Source organism: Azospirillum sp. INR13 (assembly GCF_015390205.1).
Lineage (GTDB): Bacteria > Pseudomonadota > Alphaproteobacteria > Azospirillales > Azospirillaceae > Azospirillum.
Window position 1 is genome coordinate 34589 of the sequence record NZ_VUOI01000023.1, and the last position, 17083, is coordinate 51671.

At 68.3% G+C, this 17083-nt stretch carries 13 protein-coding genes and 5 pseudogenes; 4 read left to right on the forward strand and 14 right to left on the reverse strand.

Annotated elements, in window-relative coordinates; translation table 11 throughout:
• Nucleotides 1-22 precede the first annotated feature (22 nt).
• The 14 genes and pseudogenes from F1643_RS16060 to F1643_RS24970 form a co-directional block, all read right to left on the reverse strand.
• Nucleotides 23-454 carry a CopD family protein gene (locus F1643_RS16060; protein WP_370540639.1) on the reverse strand — a complete coding sequence of 144 codons (432 nt, stop codon included), beginning with the start codon at nt 452-454 and terminating at the stop codon, nt 23-25.
• Nucleotides 455-480: 26 nt separating this feature from the next.
• Nucleotides 481-1431, reverse strand: a complete 951-nt coding sequence (locus F1643_RS16065) for a zinc-dependent alcohol dehydrogenase family protein (protein ID WP_194914232.1) — start codon at nt 1429-1431, stop codon at nt 481-483.
• 206 nt (nt 1432-1637) lie between these two features.
• Nucleotides 1638-2171, reverse strand: a complete 534-nt coding sequence (locus F1643_RS23515) for an isoaspartyl peptidase/L-asparaginase (protein WP_255542874.1) — start codon at nt 2169-2171, stop codon at nt 1638-1640.
• On the reverse strand, nt 2083-2598 hold the full coding sequence (locus F1643_RS23520) for an isoaspartyl peptidase/L-asparaginase (RefSeq protein ID WP_255542875.1): 516 nt from the start codon (nt 2596-2598) through the stop codon (nt 2083-2085). Before F1643_RS23520 ends, F1643_RS23515 begins: the two co-directional genes overlap by 89 nt.
• An 11-nt stretch (nt 2599-2609) precedes the next feature.
• A complete protein-coding gene (locus F1643_RS16075) occupies nt 2610-3443 on the reverse strand; it encodes a M55 family metallopeptidase (RefSeq protein ID WP_194914234.1) in 834 nt (277 codons plus the stop codon).
• A pseudogene (locus F1643_RS16080) lies at nt 3440-4518 on the reverse strand (P1 family peptidase). Before F1643_RS16080 ends, F1643_RS16075 begins: the two are co-directional and overlap by 4 nt.
• Entirely contained in the window at nt 4493-5380 is an 888-nt protein-coding gene (locus F1643_RS16085; protein WP_206692523.1) for an ABC transporter permease subunit, read from the reverse strand. Before F1643_RS16085 ends, F1643_RS16080 begins: the two are co-directional and overlap by 26 nt.
• The gene (gsiC, locus tag F1643_RS16090) at nt 5377-6297 is read right to left on the reverse strand and encodes a glutathione ABC transporter permease GsiC (protein ID WP_194914236.1); all 921 of its coding nucleotides are present in this window, start codon (nt 6295-6297) and stop codon (nt 5377-5379) included. The genes F1643_RS16085 and gsiC overlap by 4 nt, the downstream gene beginning before the upstream one ends.
• Before the next feature lie 231 nt (nt 6298-6528).
• A pseudogene (locus tag F1643_RS16095) lies at nt 6529-7895 on the reverse strand (glutathione ABC transporter substrate-binding protein).
• 209 nt (nt 7896-8104) lie between these two features.
• Nucleotides 8105-10019, reverse strand: a pseudogene (locus F1643_RS16100) (ABC transporter ATP-binding protein).
• On the reverse strand, nt 10016-10876 hold the full coding sequence (locus F1643_RS16105; RefSeq protein WP_194914239.1) for a D-amino acid aminotransferase: 861 nt from the start codon (nt 10874-10876) through the stop codon (nt 10016-10018). Before F1643_RS16105 ends, F1643_RS16100 begins: the two are co-directional and overlap by 4 nt.
• 41 nt (nt 10877-10917) lie before the next feature.
• On the reverse strand, nt 10918-11811 hold the full coding sequence (locus F1643_RS16110; protein ID WP_194914240.1) for a MurR/RpiR family transcriptional regulator: 894 nt from the start codon (nt 11809-11811) through the stop codon (nt 10918-10920).
• Between the two features lie 167 nt (nt 11812-11978).
• On the reverse strand, nt 11979-12182 hold the full coding sequence (locus tag F1643_RS23525; RefSeq protein WP_255542876.1) for a hypothetical protein: 204 nt from the start codon (nt 12180-12182) through the stop codon (nt 11979-11981).
• Nucleotides 12183-12194: 12 nt separating this feature from the next.
• Nucleotides 12195-12386: pseudogene (locus tag F1643_RS24970) on the reverse strand (hypothetical protein); the annotation flags it as partial.
• Between the two features lie 539 nt (nt 12387-12925).
• On the opposite strand from F1643_RS24970, the gene fliG reads away from it, so the two are divergent.
• The 4 genes and pseudogenes from fliG to F1643_RS24975 all read left to right on the forward strand — a co-directional run.
• A complete protein-coding gene (fliG, locus tag F1643_RS16120) occupies nt 12926-13948 on the forward strand; it encodes a flagellar motor switch protein FliG (RefSeq protein WP_014188857.1) in 1023 nt (340 codons plus the stop codon).
• A 667-nt stretch (nt 13949-14615) separates the two neighbouring features.
• Nucleotides 14616-15626, forward strand: coding sequence for a TRAP transporter substrate-binding protein (locus tag F1643_RS16125; protein ID WP_255542878.1), 1011 nt, complete (start codon nt 14616-14618; stop codon nt 15624-15626).
• 328 nt (nt 15627-15954) lie between these two features.
• Nucleotides 15955-16287: a TRAP transporter small permease subunit gene (locus tag F1643_RS21770; RefSeq protein WP_206692524.1), complete on the forward strand. Its 333-nt coding sequence runs from the start codon at nt 15955-15957 to the stop codon at nt 16285-16287.
• 11 nt (nt 16288-16298) lie between these two features.
• Nucleotides 16299-17015 (forward strand): annotated as a pseudogene (locus F1643_RS24975) (TRAP transporter large permease); the annotation flags it as partial.
• Nucleotides 17016-17083 lie beyond the last annotated feature (68 nt).

A 17083-nucleotide genomic window follows, 5' to 3' on the forward strand; every position in this document is an offset into this window, starting at 1 on the left:
TGGTCCGGTGCCGGGAAGCGGCTCAATAGGGTTTCACCACCGCAAGCGTGACGATGGCAATGGCCCCGGCGATGATGGCCAGCGGGGACAGGCGCAGCAGGCGGGGGACCGGCCGTCCGGACGGATGGATGAGCCGGCGCAGTCCGGCGGCGAGCGTGCCGTGCAGGGCGGACAGGGCGATGACGATCGCGACCTTCGCCACCAGCCAGGGCTCCAGGCCCCAGCCGCCGATCACCACCAGCGTCAGGCCCAGCAGCCATGCCAGCCCCATGGCCGGTGAGGTGACGCGGCGGTCCCAGCGGCCGGCCGCGCGCAGGATGCGGGCCGGCCCCTCCTCTGCCGCGGTCACGGGATCGAGTGCGCTGATCAGGATGGCGGCAAAGAACATCCCCGCCATCCAGACCGTCACCGCCGCGACATGGAGCCCGATGACCCAGATGTAATCCACCGCCACCCCGTCTACTGTCCGGCCTGCCCCCGTCAGGCACCCACTTGCAGGATGATCTTACCGCGGCCGTGGCCGGAATCGAGCCGTTCGTGCGCCTTGCCGACCTGCTCCAGCGGCAGGACGGCGTCTACGATCACCTTGGCCTGCCCGCGTTCGAACAGCGGCGCCATCTCGCGCAGGCGGGCGCCCTCGCGGGTCAGGAAGGTGCCGTAGAGGGTCTGATTCTTCACATAGAGCGCGTCGAGGTCGCCGGACGGCGGCAGGATGGTGGCGATGCGGCCGAAGGGTCGGGTCACCTGCGTGCTCATCGGCACATTGCCGCCGGCGGTGTCGAAGGCGGCGTCCACCCCTGCCCCGCCCGCCTCGCGCAGGATTTGGTCCACCACGTCGGTGTCGCGGTAGTCGAGCGTCACGTCGGCGCCGAGATCGCGCATCGCCTCGTGGTTGGCCTTGCTGGCGGTGGCAAGCACGCGGGCGCCTGCCGCCTTGGCGAACTGGATGGCGAAGCTGCCGACGCCGCCGGCCCCGCCATGGATCAGCACCGTCTCGCCGGGCCGCACCGCCAGACGCCGCACGATGGCCTCCCACGCCGTGCCACCGGCCAGCGGGATGCCCGCCGCCTCGACATGGCTGAGCGACGCCGGCTTGTGCGCGACGATGGACGCGGCGGCAACGGTGTATTCGGCGTAGCTGCCGTTGGGGTTGCCGAAGATCTCCGGCGTGTAGAACACCTCGTCGCCGGCCTTGAAGCCGGTCACGCCGGGGCCGACCTCCTCGACCACGCCCGACACGTCGTAGCCCAGCACTGCCGGGAAGAGGATGCCGGCCCAGCTGCCGGAGTGGCGAATCTTGGCGTCCACCGGGTTGGTCCCCGACGCCACCACCCGCACCAGCAGTTCGCCCGGCCCAGCCACCGGGCGCGGCCGGTCCTGCAGTTCGAACACGTCGGGACCGCCGAACCGCGAAATCACCATCGCACGCATGATGTCGTCCTCCGTTCCGGGCGTTGCACAGTGGAAGCAGCAACGTGGCAAGCCGCCCGCCGCCTGTCCAGCGGGGGAAAGGGACAGCGCAGGACGATGGCAGTCGGGCGGGGGTCGGGAGTGCGCGATACTCGAGGAGCCTCGCCACGCGTCCCCCTCACCCTAACCCTCTCCCCGGGGGGAGAGGGGACGTTCCCGTCGGAGTGTCAGCCGATCCGGAACTCCTCGCGGTGGATCGCCGTCATCGCCAGCCCCTCCGGCCCGATGGCGCCGCGGTACATGCCGGAGCAGTTGAAGGGCAGCGCCACCCGGCCGTCGCGGTCGATGGCGATCAGGCCGCCCGAACCGCCGATCACGCCCAGTTCGTCCACCACGTCGCCGGCGGCGCGCTCCAGGGTCTGGCCGGCCCAACGCATGCGGGCGTCGATCTCGTGAGCGGCGCAGCGGCGGATGAAATGCTCGCCATGGCCGGTGGCGGAGACGGCACAGGTGATGTTGTCGGCAAAGGTGCCGGCGCCGATCACCGGGCTGTCGCCGACCCGGCCCCTGGCCTTGGCGGTCATGCCGCCGGTCGAGGTGGCGGCGGCGAGGTTGCCGTCGCGGTCGCGCGCGACGGCGCCGACGGTGCCGTGGCGGCGCTGCTCATCCCCGTCATCCGGGGCGCCGGAGCGGCGGCGTTCCAGTTCGACCTGAAGAGCGTCCCAGCGCGGCTGGGTGAAGAAATAGGGCGCCTCCTCCATCGGCAGACCCCTGGCGGCGGCAGAGGGCCAGCGCACCCTCGCCGATCAGCAGGACATGCTCGCTGTGCTCCATCACCGCGCGGGCCGCGAGGATGGGGTTGCGCGGGCCGAACAGCCCGGCCACCGCACCGGCGGCGCGGTCGCGGCCGTCCATGATGGCGGCGTCCATCTCCTGCACGCCCTCGGCGGTGAAGACGGCGCCGCGGCCGGCGTTGAACAGCGGCTCGTCCTCCAGAGCCATGACAGCAGCGGTGACGGCGTCGAGCGCGCTGCCGCCGTCGGCCAGCACCTCGTGCCCGGCGGCCAGCGCCCGGCGCAGGCCGGCATGGTAGCCCTCGGTCAGCACGGGGGTCAGGGCGTTGCGCTTGATGGTGCCGGCGCCGCCATGGATGGCCAGCGCGAAGGGCTGCGGTTGGGTGAAGCTCATGGGTGCGGGTCTCAGCGCAGGGCAGCCGACATGGCCGACAGGGTGTTGATCCAGCCGAGCACGGCGGCCATGCTGGCGGCCGGCAGACGGACGGTGACGGGGTCGAGGCGTTCGGAAACGGGGATCAGTGCCGCCAGATCGGCCAGCGCCGGGCTGTTCATCTCGATCTCCAGCCGGTAGGGCGAGCCATCGGCTTGCGGCGGAACGCGGAAGGGCGGGATGGATGAGGCTCGGCGGACGGCGCGGCATGCTGCCTCGCGGATGCGGTCGCGGGCGACCGTGGGTGCCACGGAGCGGGCGGCGCGCTGGCCGAGCGCCTGCTTGACCACCACCCGCTCGGATTCGGGGAACAGCGGCGCCATCTCGGCGGCGAAGCGGTCGTCGCCGGTCAGCAGGATCACCGGCACGCCGATCTCGCCGGCATAGGCGCCGTAATTGCCGGCCTCCCCCAGCTCCAGCCCGTTCACCCGGACGCGGCCGAAGGCGAAACTGTTGGTGGTGTGGGCGAGGATGCCGTATTGCCGGGCCGAGGTGTGGAAGCCGACGCACATCACCCCTGCGGCGTCAGGCTCCAGCCCGGCGAACATGCCGATGGGCTTGGGACGGCCCAGGATCAGCTCGGCGGCCGGGTGAATCTCGTCCGGCAGCAGGTTGACCATCGGGCCATGGCTGTCGTTGACCAGGATTTCGGTCGCACCACCCTCCAGCGCGCCTTCGATGGCGGCGTTGACCTCGGCGGTCATCAGGCGGCGGGCGCGTTCATACTCGGGGTTGCCGGGCGTCACCTGCTGCTGGGAGACGACGCCGGCCACGCCTTCGATATCGGCGGAGATGTAGAGCTTCACGGAGTGCTCCCGGAGGTGAGCGTGTCTGACAGGCAGGGCCGGGTGGCGCCGTCGCGGCCGACCACCGGCGCGGCGGCGGCCAGCGCGTCGAGCACCGCTTCCTGCGTCGCGTCGGCCATCGCCTCGAACAGGGCGTCGATGCGGCGTTCGTTCAGCATGCGCAGCGGCACGATGTCGGCCCGCTCGTCATGGCCGATGCGGTTGGCGGTGGTGAAGCCCAGCGCGATGTCGCCGCTGCCATGGCCCCAGAAGGACCCCACCCGCGCCAGCCCGACCCCGGCGCGGCGGATCACCCGGCGCAGCTGGCGGTGGTCGAGCGGCACGTCGGTGGCGGCGATGACGATGACGGAGCCCTTTCCGGCGAATCGTCCTTTGCCGACGGGGCGACGCGGCGGCCATCGGGAAGGCGCAGCTCCCCCGGCCGGCCGAAATTCGCCAGCACCAGCACGCCCAAATGATGGCGCTTGCCGTCCAGCTTCAGCCGGCGCGAGGAGGTGCCAATGCCGCCCTTGAAACCGAAGCAGGACATGCCGCGCCCGGCGCCGATGGATCCGACAGCAACCTCGGCGCCGTCCGGTTCCGACAGCGCGGCGGCCAGCGCGGCGGCGGCATGGGCCTCGGTCAGCGCCAGCGCCTGGATGTCGTTCAGCGGACCGTCGTTGCACTCCATCACCACCGGATTGACGGTGGCGGTGGTGCGGCCGATGTCAGGGTTGGCGGCGATGGCGTGGCGGACCAGCGCGGTGGACGCGGTGCCGACCGACAGGGTGTTGGTCAGCAGGATCGGGGTTTCCAGCGCCCCCAGTTCCTCCACCTGCATCAGGCCGACGCTCTTGCCGAAGCCGTTCAGCACCTCCGCCGCGGCAACGGCCTTGTCGCGGTAGAGGTTGCCGCCATGGGGCAGGATGGCGGTGACGCCGGTCTGGATGTGCCCGTCATCCAGCGTGACATGGCCGACGCGCACGCCCGGAACATCGGTGATGGTGTTGCGCGGCCCCGGCGTCAGCCGGCCGCAGGCGAGCCCGAAGGCCCGCGCACGCTTCATGCCGTCAGCGGAGTTTGGGGTCGAGGGCATCGCGCAGTCCGTCGCCGAGCAGGTTGAAGGCCAGCACCGTCAGGAAGATGGCGAGGCCGGGATAGAAGGTGACGTGGCTGGCGACACCGATATAGCTGCGCCCATCGGCCAGCATGGCGCCCCATTCCGGGCTGGGCGGCTGGGCGCCGAGACCGATGAAGCTGAGGCTGGCCGCCGTCAGGATCGAGGTGCCGATGCGCATGGAGACATAGACGATCACGCTGGGCAGCGTGCCCGGCAGAATGTGGCGGACCATCAACAGCCGGTCGCGCACGCCGATGGCGCGGGCGGCGTCGACATAGACGGCGCGCTTCAGCGACAGCGTGCTGCCGCGCACGAGGCGTGCGAAGACCGGCACGCTGAAGATCGCCACCGCATAGATGACGTTCTCGATGCCCGGACCCAGGATGGCGACGATGCCGATGGCCAGCAGGATGCCGGGAAAGGCCAGCAGAACGTCGCAGACGCGCATGATCAGGCTGTCGATCCAGCCGCCGCGGAAGCCGGCGATCAGCCCCAGCGCCACGCCGGCCACCCCGCCGAGCAGGACCGACAGCAGCCCGACCGACAGCGAGATGCGGGCACCCCACAGGATGCGGCTGAAGATGTCGCGGCCATAGGCGTCGGTGCCGGCCCAATGAGCGGCCGACGGGCCTTCCAGGATGCGGTCGTAATCGAAGGCCGCCGGATCGAAGGGCGCGATCCAGGGAGCGGCCGCTGCCGCCAAGGCCAGCGCCAGCAGACAGATGCCGGCGGCCATGGCGGTGCGGTTGCGCCGGAACTTGCGCCAGAACTCGCGCAGCGGCGAACGGACGGCTTCGTGAGCTGCGGCGGCCACGCCGGTTGCGTCTGTCATGGTCATGAGTAGCGAATCTCGGGGTTGGCGAAGGCGTACAGCACATCGACCAGCAGGTTGATGATGATGAACTCCAGCGAGAACAGCAGGATCTCCGCCTGGATGACGGTGTAGTCGCGGTAATTGACGCTATCCACCAGCAGCCGGCCCAGCCCCGGCCAGGAGAACACCGTCTCCACCACGATGGACCCGCCGAGCAGGAAACCGAACTGCAGGCCGACCATGGTGATGATCGGGATCAGCGCATTGCGCAGCGTGTGCTTCCACACCACCAGCCGGGCCGGCACGCCCTTGGCCCGCGCGGTGCGGACGTAATCCTCGCGCGCGATCTCGATGAAGGCGGAGCGGGTGAAGCGCGCCATCACTGCGGCGACGCCGAGGCCGAGCGTCAGCGACGGCATGACGAAATGCTGCCACGTGCCATAGCCGCTGGTCGGCAGCCAGCCGAGCTTGACCGAGAACAGGTCGATCATCAGCAGGCCGAGCCAGAAGGACGGGAAGGCGATGCCCGACACCGCGACGATCATGCCGGCATGGTCCTGCCAGCGCCCGCGCTTGGTCGCCGACGCCACGCCGATCAGCAATCCTGCCAGCGTCGCCCACGCCATGGCGGCGATGGTGAGATAGAGCGTGGGCATGAAGCGTTCGCCGATCTCCTGAGACACCGGCCGCTTGGTCTTCATCGAGCGCCCGAACTCGCCCTGCACCGCATTGCCGAGGAAGCGTCCGTACTGCACCCACAGCGGCTGGTCGAGGCCGAGATCCTGGCGCACCAGTTCGACGTCCTGCTGGGTCGCATCCGGACCGGCAACCAGCCGCGCCGGATCGCCCGGCAGCAGATGGACGAAGCCGAAGACGAAGACGGAGATCACCAGCAGAACCGGCAGGATGCCGGCGACACGGCCGACGAGATATTTCAGCATGGGGCGGAGGTCCTGGTGGAGGCCTGGGTGGGCGGACGAAAAGTCCCCTCTCCCCCCTGGGGAGAGGGTTAGGGTGAGGGGGCAGCACGGGCATGAGCCCGTGCCAGGGGATGGCGAAGGGGCAGTATGCCCCTTCGCGGCGCGCGAAAGCGCGCCGGCCCCCTCACCCTCCCCACCGCTATGCGGCGGGTCCCCTCCCTCTCCCCGGGGGAGAGAGGGCGATTTTTCACATCACTGCAGATCGGCCTCTTCCATCTGCAGGCCGCCATCGGCGACGTAGTAGAAGCCGGTCAGCTTCTTCGACTTGCCTGCCAGCAGGTTCTCGACGCCGAGGAAGATCCACGGCGCGTCTTTCCAGATCTGCTCCTGGGCGACGCGGTAGGCTTCGGCGCGCTTGGCATTGTCGGCGGTGCCGATGCCGGTCTCGATCGCGGTGTCGACCGTGTCGTTCTTATAGTACGCCACGTTGAAGAACTTCGGCGGGAAGCCCTTGCCCCACAGCAGCGGGCGCAGGCCCCAGTCGGCGTCGCCGGTCGAGGCCGACCAGCCGCTATACTGCATCTGCACCGTGGCATCCTCCGGCTTCTCGACGCTCCAGACGCGGGAGGCCTCGACACCGGCTTCGAGCGGCGTGACGGTCAGCTTGACACCGACCTGGGCCAGTTGCTGCTGCACGAACTGCATGCCGCGGATGAAGTTGGTGCTGTTGCGGCCGATCATCTCGGCCTCGAAGCCGTTGGGGTAGCCGGCCTCGGCCAGCAGCGCCTTCGCCTTGGCGAGGTCGTAGGTGTACTGGTTCGGCTGCGAGACGTGGAAGCCCAGCTTGGACGGGATCGGCGAATCCAGCGGGCCGGCATGGCCGCGATAGACCACCTTCGCGTAGGCATTCTTGTCGATGGCATGGTTCAAAGCCTGACGGACGCGCGGGTCGTTGAACGGCTTCTTCATGGTGTTCATCGCCACATAGCGGGCGATGATCGACGGGGCGTCGATGATCTCCAGCGCCTGGTTGGCTTCCACCATCTTCACCATTTCCGGCGGCAGCGGATAGATGAACTGCGCCTCGTTGGTCTGCAGCATGCGATGCGGCTGCCGTTCTCCGGCACGCTCTTCAGCGTCACGCTGTCGACCTTCGGCAGGCCGGGCTTCCAGTAGTTGGCGTTCTTCTCGACCTTCAGCGTATCCGCTTCCCAGCTGACGAACTTGTAGGGACCGGTGCCGACGGGATGGCGGCCGATCTCCTTGCCGAAGGTCTCCAGCGCCTTCGGGCTGTGGATCATGGCGCCGGGGTGGGCGAGGTTGTTGTTCAGCGCGCCGAAGGGCTGCGACAGCTTGAGCGTGATGGTGTAGTCGTCGACCACCACCGTCTCGGCCAGCATCGCCAGCAGGCTCTGGCGCTTCAGCCGGTTGGCCGGGTTGGACAGGCGGTCGAAGTTGGTCTTCACCGCCTGGGCGTTGAAGGGCGAGCCGTCATGGAAGGTGACGCCCTTGCGCAGGCGATAGGTGTATTCGGTGGCCGTGTCGTTGACCGTGAAGCTCTCCGCCAGCAGCGGGACCAGCTTCATCTCCTTGTCGAAGCCGAACAGGCCCTGCATCATCGTGCGGCTGGCCGACTGCGACAGGGTGTCGTTGATGTCGGCCGGGTCCAGCGTGGTGATGTTGTCGGGGATGCCGACCACGAGATTCTTGGCGGCGAAGGCCGGACCGGCCAGCGCGGTGCCGGCGAGCAGGCCGGCCAGCAGGGGAAGAGCGAAACGCGTCACGTGATGTCTCCCTTTTCTTGATTCAGAAGTCGCCGCCGACGGACTCAAAAGTCGCCGCCGACGGCATGGCGGGCGACGAAATGGTCGTCGCCGACCGGCACCAGCGGCTGCACCGCCGGCTCGTCGCCGATGGCGCGGATCGGACTGGGGATCTCGCCGGTCAGCAGCCGCAGGTCGCGGGTGCGCCGGCTGGGATCGGCGATCGGCACCGCCGCCATCAGGCGGCGGGTGTAGGGGTGCTGCGGATTCTCGAACACGGCACGGCGGGGGCCGAGTTCGACGATCTGTCCGAGATACATCACCGCGACGCGGTGGCTGACCCGCTCCACCACCGCCATGTCGTGGCTGATGAACAGGTAGGACAGGCCGCGCTTGGCCTGCAGTTCCATCAGCAGATTGACGATCTGCGCCTGGATCGACACGTCGAGCGCCGCCACCGCCTCGTCGGCGATGATCAGCTTGGGATCGCAGGCGAGCGCGCGGGCGATGCAGATGCGCTGGCGCTGGCCACCGGAGAATTCATGCGGATAACGGCGCGCATGCTCCGGCTTGAGGCCCACCTGGGTCAGCAGCTCGGCCACCCGCTCCTCGATGGCGCGGCGGCGCGACACGCCCGGCTTGGATGTGGGCACGTAATCGTGGACCAGCATCGGCTCGGCGACGCTGAAGCCGACGGTCATCCGCGGGTTCAGCGAGGCGAAGGGATCCTGGAAGATGTACTGGATCTTCTCCTTCAGCTTCGCCTGACCGTTGGAATCCAGTGTCGCGGTGTCGAGGCCGTCGAAACGGATGCTGCCGGAGGTGGCGGACTGAAGCCCCATGATGGTGCGGCCGGTGGTCGACTTGCCGCAGCCGGACTCGCCGACCCAGCGCCAGAGTCTCGCCCGGACGGACGGCGAAGCTGACCTTTTCCACCGCATGGACGCGGGCCTTCAGCGATCCGAAGATGCCCTTGCGCACGTCGAAGCGGGTGGTGAGGTCGCGCACCTCCAGAAGCGGGGCGTCGGCGGCGCGCACGGTGTCCTGCACCGGCGGCGGGGCCGGCGGCGCTGCGTCCGCCTTCGCGTCATCGACCACCAGCAGCGGGAAGCGCATCGGCAGATCCTGACCGCGCAGCGCGCCCAGCTTCGGCACGGCGGACAGCAGCGCCTTGGTGTAGGGGTGCTGCGGCGCCTGGAAGATGCGCTCGACCGTGCCCTCCTCCACCTTGCGGCCGCGCCACATCACGACGACGCGGTCGGCCACCTCCGCCACCACGCCCATGTCGTGGGTGATGAAGATGACTCCCATCCCCATCTCGTCCTGCAGCAGGCGGATCAGACGCAGGATCTGGGCCTGGATGGTCACGTCCAGCGCGGTGGTCGGCTCGTCGGCGATCAGCAGGGAGGGCCGGCAGGACAGCGCCATGGCGATCATCACGCGCTGGCGCATGCCGCCCGACAGCTGGTGCGGGTGGCGGTCGAGCAGCCGGGCCGGTTCGGGAATCCGCACCTTCTCCAGCATGCGCAGCGCCTCCGCCCGCGCCGCCTTGCGGTCGAGACCCTGGTGCAGCATCACCGCCTCGGCGATCTGGTCGCCGATGGTGAAGACCGGGTTCAGCGACGTCATCGGCTCCTGGAAGACCATGGCGATGTCGTTGCCGCGCATGTCGGTCAGCGCTTCGGCCGGCGGGGATGCCAGATCGCGCTCGCGCCCGTCGCGGCCCTTGAAGCGGACGCGCCCGCCGACGATACGGCCGCCGGCATAATCGACCAGCCGCATCAGCGACAGCGAGGTCACCGACTTGCCGGAGCCGGATTCGCCGACGATGGCGACCGTCTCGCCCGGCGCCACGGTGAAGCTGACGTCGTCGACCACCCGCACGGGGCCATGCTCGCCGTCGAAAGCGACGCTCAGCCCCTCCACCGACAGCAGGGCCGGCGCGGTGTCGACCGCTTTCACGGCAGCCGAAGGGCTCATCGGCCAGTCCCTTCTCGTCCCAGCCTCTCGGCGAACAGCGCGAAGAGACGGCGCCACACCATGCCCGGCGTGCCGGTGCCGACCGGCTTGCCGTTCAGGCTGGTGACGGGGGTGATCTCCTTGGTGGTGCTGGCGATCCAGATCTCGTCGGCCGACTCCAGCTCGGCCGCAGGAATGTCGCGCTCCTCCAGCCGCAGTCCGGCCTCGGCGGCCAGCCGCAGGATGACGACGCGGGTGATGCCTTCCAGGATGCGGTTGTCGTTGATCGGGGTGGCGATGACGCCGTCCTTGACCACGAAGATGTTGGTGGCTGCGCCCTCGGTCACGAGACCGTCGCGCAGCTGCAACGCATCGACCACGCCGGCATCGGTCGCCGCCTGCTGCGCCAGCACGCTGCCGAGCAGCGCCACCGTCTTCAAATCGCAGCGGCCCCAGCGGATGTCGGGGATGGTGATGGCGGCGACTCCCTGGTCGCGCCATGAGGCCGGGGGGCGCTTCAGCGGGCTCGCCATGCCGAAGACCGAGGGGGTGACGCCGGCCGGGAAGGCGTGGCCGCGACTGGATGCTGCGCCGCGGGTGACCTGGAAATAGACGGTCAGGTCGCCGTCGATACCGGACTCCGCCGCCAGCCGCTCCATGATGCCCAGCCAATCACCGGCCGACAGGGTGCAGTCGATGCGCAGTTCGGACATGCCGCGCTGCAGGCGGGCGATGTGCGCCTCCGGCTCGAACAGGCGGCCGTTGTAGGCGGCGGTCACCTCATAGAGGCCGTCGGCGAACAGGAAACCGCGGTCCAGCGGCGACACATGGACCTCGTCCAGCGGCAGGTAACGCCCGTTCCAATAGGAGATCGTCATCGCTTTTCAGCTTCTTTGGCGCGTGGAAAGGAAAGCCCCGCTCATTCCGTCGGCCGCTTGGTTTTCGGCACGACATGGAGGTAGGGCAGGATGCGTTCGGCGACGTCGGCGGCCTGTCCGACGCTGTCGGGACCGGAGCGGGACAGCGCGGTGCCCAGCGCCACGATCAGCGCCATCAGCCCGGTGGGGGAGCTGTGGCGCACGCCATGGTCGGCTCCGGCCAGCAGGGTGACGTCGGCAAGCGGGACGATCGGGCTGTCCGGCGCGTCGGTCAGCGCGATGGCCTTGGCCCCGCGCTCGCGGCACAGCTGCAGATGCTCGATGGTCCGGCGCGAATAACGCGGCGAGGTGATGGCGATCACCAGATCGCCGGGCTTCACCGTCATCAGCCGGCGGATGGTGCGCTCGGTGCCTGCGAACTCGATGGCTTCGCGGACATGGTCGACATAGGGTTCCAGCACGTCGGCCAGGAACAGGGCGAGATAGGCGCTGTCGCCCAACCCCAGCGCCACGACGCGATTGGAGTCGCGGATCAGGCGGATCGCCGCCTCGCACTGTTCGGGCTGCAGAAGCTCCAAGGTGCGGGCAATGTTGCCGGCGTCGCTTGCCAGCGATTCCCGCATGATCTCGGCATTGGAAGTGTCGCGCTGCACGGCGACGCGCAGCTTTTCCACCGGAGCGAAGGTGGATTCGAAAGCGCGCAGCAGATCCTCGCGGAACTCCGGGTAGCCTTCATAGCCGAGGAAGCGGGCATAGCGATTGACGGACGCCACCGACACTTCCGCCGCCGCCGCCAGCTCGCCGATCTTCAGCGTGGCGGTGCGGAACGGATAGGCCAGAGCCCATTCCCCCACCTTGGCGAGCGCCGCCGGCAGCTGCGCCTGGCAGTTCTGCATCCGGATCAGCAGCGATCCCGTCTGAATGGGTGGCTCCATCCCCTCGATGCTCCTCCGGACAGCCCAAGCTCGGCTTGCGTGAGCACCGAGTTACAGGATTTCCACATTCCTGTAAATTCATTTTCACATAATGGCGTATGCCAAAGGGCGACGCACCGCGGGCGACGCCCAGGAGGAGCCTAATACGGACAGTGGAGAAGCGCCGGCTACTGCGGCGCGGTGCGCAGAACCTGAGCGGGCTCCGTCAGCCATTCTTCCAGCCGCTGCGGCCCGGCGGCATCGGCAGGCGGCGATGCCGGAGCGGGCGGAGGAACGGATGCGGATTGCGGCGGACGGTCGAGCGGAGCCCCGGCGCTGACGGTGCCGCGGTCGCCGATCTGCGCCTGGAAGCGGCGGCCATCGGCGGTCACGAACTCGCCGGGGCCGGTGGGACGGTTGCGGTAGAACTCGCCGACATACCTGTTTCCGCTCGGGAAAATGAGCGTGCCGAAGCCGGTGCGGCGATCGTCCCGCCATTCCCCCTCATAGGTGCGCCCGTCCGCCAGACATGGGTCGCCTCTCCCGAAACCAGCCCGTCCTTGAAATTGCCGTCGAGGCGGCGGCCGTCCCGCCATGCGATGCGGGCCCGGCCCTCGATCCGTCCGTCGGCGAGAGCCGCGTCCGCCCGTCCCTCATAGCGGCCGTCATGGAACCAGGTCAGCACGCCGGGTCCGCTCGCCCAGCCGTCCACACAGGCACCGGACCAGCGGATGGTCTTGCGCCGGTCGGGATACTGGTCGCGATAGCGGCAGTCGGAGCCTTCCAGCGTCACCGCCTGCTCCGCCAAAGCGGAGGCCGGCAGGGCGACCATCAGGCCGGGAAGGGACAGGGCGTCGCGGCGCCGCGCAGGCCGGCGCGGATCGTCAACGCCCGGATGGCGGGGGCGGCAGGGCGGCGGGGAAAGCCCGACGGGACAGGCATGGACGCCTCCCATTCATGTGCAGGGGAATGACGCAAACCCCAACCGCCGTGGCCGGATTCGGTTCCGGGCCGTCGGCAAACGGCAGGCGCGGTCATAGGTTTCGCTATTCCTGGCCGGTTTCCTTATCGTTTGTTAACGATGTTTGCCGCAATGATCGGACTCTGTGAACACGCGCAATCATGAAGGGTAGCAATGGCTCAGAAGGTTCGTGAGGACTACCGGACCCTCACCGGCCCGGAAAAGGCCGCCATCATGATGCTCGCGCTGGGCGAGGAGCATTCGTCCAAGCTGTTCTCGCTGATGGACGACGAGGAGATCAAGGAACTGTCCCAGGTGATGGCCAACCTGGGCACGGTGTCGGCCAACCTGATCGAGCGGCTGTTCGTCGAGTTCGCCGAGCAGATGTCGTCGAGCGGCACCGTTGTCGGCTCCTTCGATTCGACCGAGCGGCTGCTGCTGAAGACCCTGCCGAAGGACAAGGTCGACCAGATCATGGAGGACATCCGTGGTCCGGCCGGCCGCACCATGTGGGACAAGCTGACCAACGTCAACGAGTCGGTCCTGTCCAACTATCTGAAGAACGAGTATCCGCAGACCGTCGCCGTCGTGCTGTCCAAGATCCGCTCCGACCATGCCGGCCGCGTCCTGGCGCAGCTTCCGGAAAGCTTCGCGATGGAAGTCATCATGCGCATGCTGCGCATGGAGGCGGTGCAGAAGGAAGTCTTGGACGATGTGGAGCGCACGCTGCGCACCGAGTTCATGACCAATCTCGCCCGCACCAGCCGCCGCGACAGCCACGAGATGCTGGCGGAGATCTTCAACGGACTGGACCGCACCACCGAGCACCGCTTCATGGCGGCGCTGGAGGAGCGCAACCGCGACAGCGCCGAGCGCATCAAGTCGCTGATGTTCACCTTCGAGGATCTGTCGAAGCTCGACCCCGGCGGCGTCCAGACCGTCCTGCGCACGGTGGACAAGCAGAAGCTGGGCACCGCGCTGAAGGGCGCGTCGGAGTCGCTGAAGGACCTGTTCTTCTCCAACATGTCCGAGCGCGCCGCCAAGATCCTGCGCGAGGACATGGCCGCCATGGGTCCGGTGCGCGTCCGCGACGTGGACGAGGCGCAGATGTACATGGTGCAACTGGCCAAGGACCTCGCCGCCCGCGGCGAACTGGTCCTGGCCGAAGGCAGCGGCGAGAACGAGCTGATCTACTGAGCGGCTTGTCGGGCGTGCCCCGTTTGCCGCAACATTGAATATGCAGGTCCTGGTTGTTTTTATCGTCCGTCATTCCCGCGAAGGCGGGAATCAAGACTTTGCGAGCGCTTCCACTGGAAACTTTGGATCCCCGCCTTCGCGCATAGGCGCTAACTTACAGGGTTCTGCCCATTTCCCAATGGGCCGGCACTTCTTTCGGCGTCATCCCCGCGAAGGCGGGGATCCAGGCTTACCCATTGGTTCTGCTTTGGAAGCACTGGATCCCCGCCTTCGCGGGGATGACGGTCGATAAGGATGGGCTTGGCTTCGACAGCAATCGAACCTGTAAGTTAGCGCCTATGCGCCTTCGCGGGGATGACGCTAGCCCTCATTTCGAAAGATGTTGCGGTGCATGGGTTCATACGCATCGAACGTGCGCTCCCATAAGCGACGGGCGGCGCTGATTTTTCCCTGTTTGTAACATTGGAGGTTTGACGGATCGCTCGGAACGGTGAACCCTTGGGGTACCGAACAGGCAGGATCAGGGAGGCGGACGTCACGATGCCTTGGCCATGGGCTGCTCGCGCAGGCTCCGGCCGGGCCGGACATCCGGCTTCCGCCACCGTCCGACCGGCCGTAAGGCCGGCGGTCGCCGCTTCGGCCAACAAACAGGGAGCTTCCGAACATCATGACCGCTGACATGCTGCAATCCCGTCTCGTCGCCCGCATGGCCGGCCCGATCGTCGCCGGCCTGCTGGGGCTGGGCGTCGCCGCCGGGCCGCTGGCAGCACTCGCCGAGACCTGGGACATGCCGACCCCCTACCCCGACACGAACCTGCACACCATCGTGGTGAAGCAGTTCGCGGAAGACGTGAAGGCGGCGACCGGCGGCAAGATCCAGATCACCGTCCATTCCAACGGCTCGCTGGTCCGCCATCCGGAGATCAAGCGCGCCGTCCAGTCCGGACAGGCCCAGCTGGGCGAAGTGCTCATCAGCTCCTGGGCGAACGAGGACCCGCTGTTCGGCCTCGATTCGGTGCCCTTCCTCGCCACCGACTTCCAGGCCTCGCGCAAGCTCTACGACGTTTCCAAGAGCTATCTGGAGAAGAAGCTGGAGCGCCAGCGCCTGAAGCTGCTCTACTCGATTCCGTGGCCGCCGCAGGGCCTCTACGTGAAGGACGAGATCCAGTCGGTCGACGGGCTGAAGGGGCAGAAGTTCCGCGCCTACAACCCGGCCACCACCCGCATCGCCGAACTGAGCGGCGCCATCCCGGTGAAGATCGAGGCGGCGGAGGTCGCGCAGGCCTTCGGCACCGGCATCGTCACCGCGATGATCACTTCGGCCGCCACCGGCGTCGACACCAAGGCCTGGGACTTCGTGAAGGTCTATTACGACGTCCAGGCCTGGCTGCCGCGCAACATGGTCTTCGTCAACGCCGAAGTGTGGAAGGGGCTGGACGCCAACACCCAGAAGGCCGTCCAGGACGCCGCCGCCAAGGCCGAGGCCGCCGGCTGGGCCGAGTGGGAGAAGAAGACGGCGGAGCTGAACAAGACCATGGCCGGCAACGGCATGAAGGTGCTGCCGCCGTCCGACACGCTGAAGGAAGGCCTGTCCGCCATCGGCAAGACCATGACCGAGGAATGGACCAAGGCCGCCGGCGCCGACGGCGAGGCGATCATCTCCGCCTACCGCAAGTAACCGGACGCAGGAGGCGAGCGGTGCCCCGGCCGTCCCGACGGGGCATGCCGGCCGGGACGCCGCCGCCTCCACGCCTCTTCGCTTCGACCGACCGCAGGAGGTGGTTGCGCCATGCGCACCGCACTGTCCATTCTTTACCGAACCGCCGAGATCCTGGGCGCGGTCGCGCTTGCCGCCATTGCCGTGCTGATCGTCACGCAGGTGGGGAGCCGCCTCGTCGGCCGCATGGTGCCGGGAGCCGACGAGCTTGCCGGCTATTGCATGGCCGCGTCCTTCTTCCTGATGCTGGGGGCCGGCGCTGCGCCGCGGCTCCCACATCCGCGTCGGCGTGCTGGTCGAGCGGCTGCACGGCGCGCCCCGCCGCGCCTTCGAACTGGCCTGCCTCGCCTTCGGCACGGCGCTCAGCGCCTATTTCGCCTGGTACTGGGCGCGCATGACTTATGATTCCTATGATTTCGGCGACCTCAGCCAGGGCGTGCTGCCGATCCCGCTGTGGATCCCGCAGGCGCTGATGGCGGCCGGGCTGGTCGTGCTGGTCGTCGCCCTGGTCGACGATCTTCTGGCTGTGCTGCAGGGCAGGAAAGCGTCCTACCAGCAGGCCGGCATGCAAAGCGAGGCTGAGCGATGGATCAGACGACCGCATCCATCGTCGTCGTGGTGACGATGTTCCTGATGCTGGGGGCCGGCGTGTGGGTGGCGCTGGCGCTGGCCGGCGTCGGCTTCGTCGCCATGATGCTGTTCACCGCCCGGCCGGTGGGCATGGTGATGGCGACCAACATCTGGGGCGCCAGCACCTCCTGGACGCTGACCGCACTGCCGCTGTTCATCTGGATGGGCGAGATCCTGTTCCGCACCCGCATCTCGTCCGACATGTTCAAGGGACTGGCGCCCTGGACCGGCTGGCTGCCCGGCCGGCTGATGCATGTGAACGTCATTGGCTGCTCGATCTTCGCCGCCGTGTCCGGCTCGTCGGCCGCCACCGCCGCCACCATCGGCCGCATGACCATTCCGGAACTGAACCGGCGCGGCTACGACCCGATGATGACCATCGGCACGCTGGCGGGCGCCGGCACGCTGGGGTTGCTGATCCCGCCATCGATCATCATGATCGTCTATGGGGTGGCCGCCGACGTGTCCATCGCCCGGCTGTTCATCGCCGGCGTCATTCCCGGCATCGTGCTGTCCGGCCTGTTCATGGCCTATGTCGGCGGCTGGTCGCTGCTGAACCCCGGCCGGGTGCCGCCCCCCGAACCGTCGCAGAGCTTCGCCGACAAGATCCGCGACACCGGCGCGCTGATCCCGGTGATGCTGCTGATCGCCGCGGTTCTGGGCTCCATCTATGTCGGCATCGCCACCCCGACGGAGGCCGCCGGCATCGGCGTGCTGGGATCGCTGGTGCTGGCACTGGCGACCGGCACGCTGAGTTGGGCGACTTTCCGCGACAGCCTGTTTCGGCG

Excerpts from the sequence above, each read along its gene's own strand:
- F1643_RS16065 (WP_194914232.1), bottom strand. The coding sequence starts at position 1,431 with ATGCGTGCGATGGTGATTTCGCGGTTCGGCGGTCCCGACGTGTTCGAA.
- F1643_RS23515 (WP_255542874.1), bottom strand. The coding sequence starts at position 2,171 with ATGGAGGAGGCGCCCTATTTCTTCACCCAGCCGCGCTGGGACGCTCTT.
- F1643_RS23520 (WP_255542875.1), bottom strand. The coding sequence starts at position 2,598 with ATGAGCTTCACCCAACCGCAGCCCTTCGCGCTGGCCATCCATGGCGGC.
- F1643_RS16085 (WP_206692523.1), bottom strand. The coding sequence starts at position 5,380 with ATGACCATGACAGACGCAACCGGCGTGGCCGCCGCAGCTCACGAAGCC.
- gsiC (WP_194914236.1), bottom strand. The coding sequence starts at position 6,297 with ATGCTGAAATATCTCGTCGGCCGTGTCGCCGGCATCCTGCCGGTTCTG.
- F1643_RS16105 (WP_194914239.1), bottom strand. The coding sequence starts at position 10,876 with ATGACGATCTCCTATTGGAACGGGCGTTACCTGCCGCTGGACGAGGTC.
- F1643_RS16110 (WP_194914240.1), bottom strand. The coding sequence starts at position 11,811 with ATGGAGCCACCCATTCAGACGGGATCGCTGCTGATCCGGATGCAGAAC.
- fliG (WP_014188857.1), top strand. The coding sequence starts at position 12,926 with ATGGCTCAGAAGGTTCGTGAGGACTACCGGACCCTCACCGGCCCGGAA.
- F1643_RS16125 (WP_255542878.1), top strand. The coding sequence starts at position 14,616 with ATGACCGCTGACATGCTGCAATCCCGTCTCGTCGCCCGCATGGCCGGC.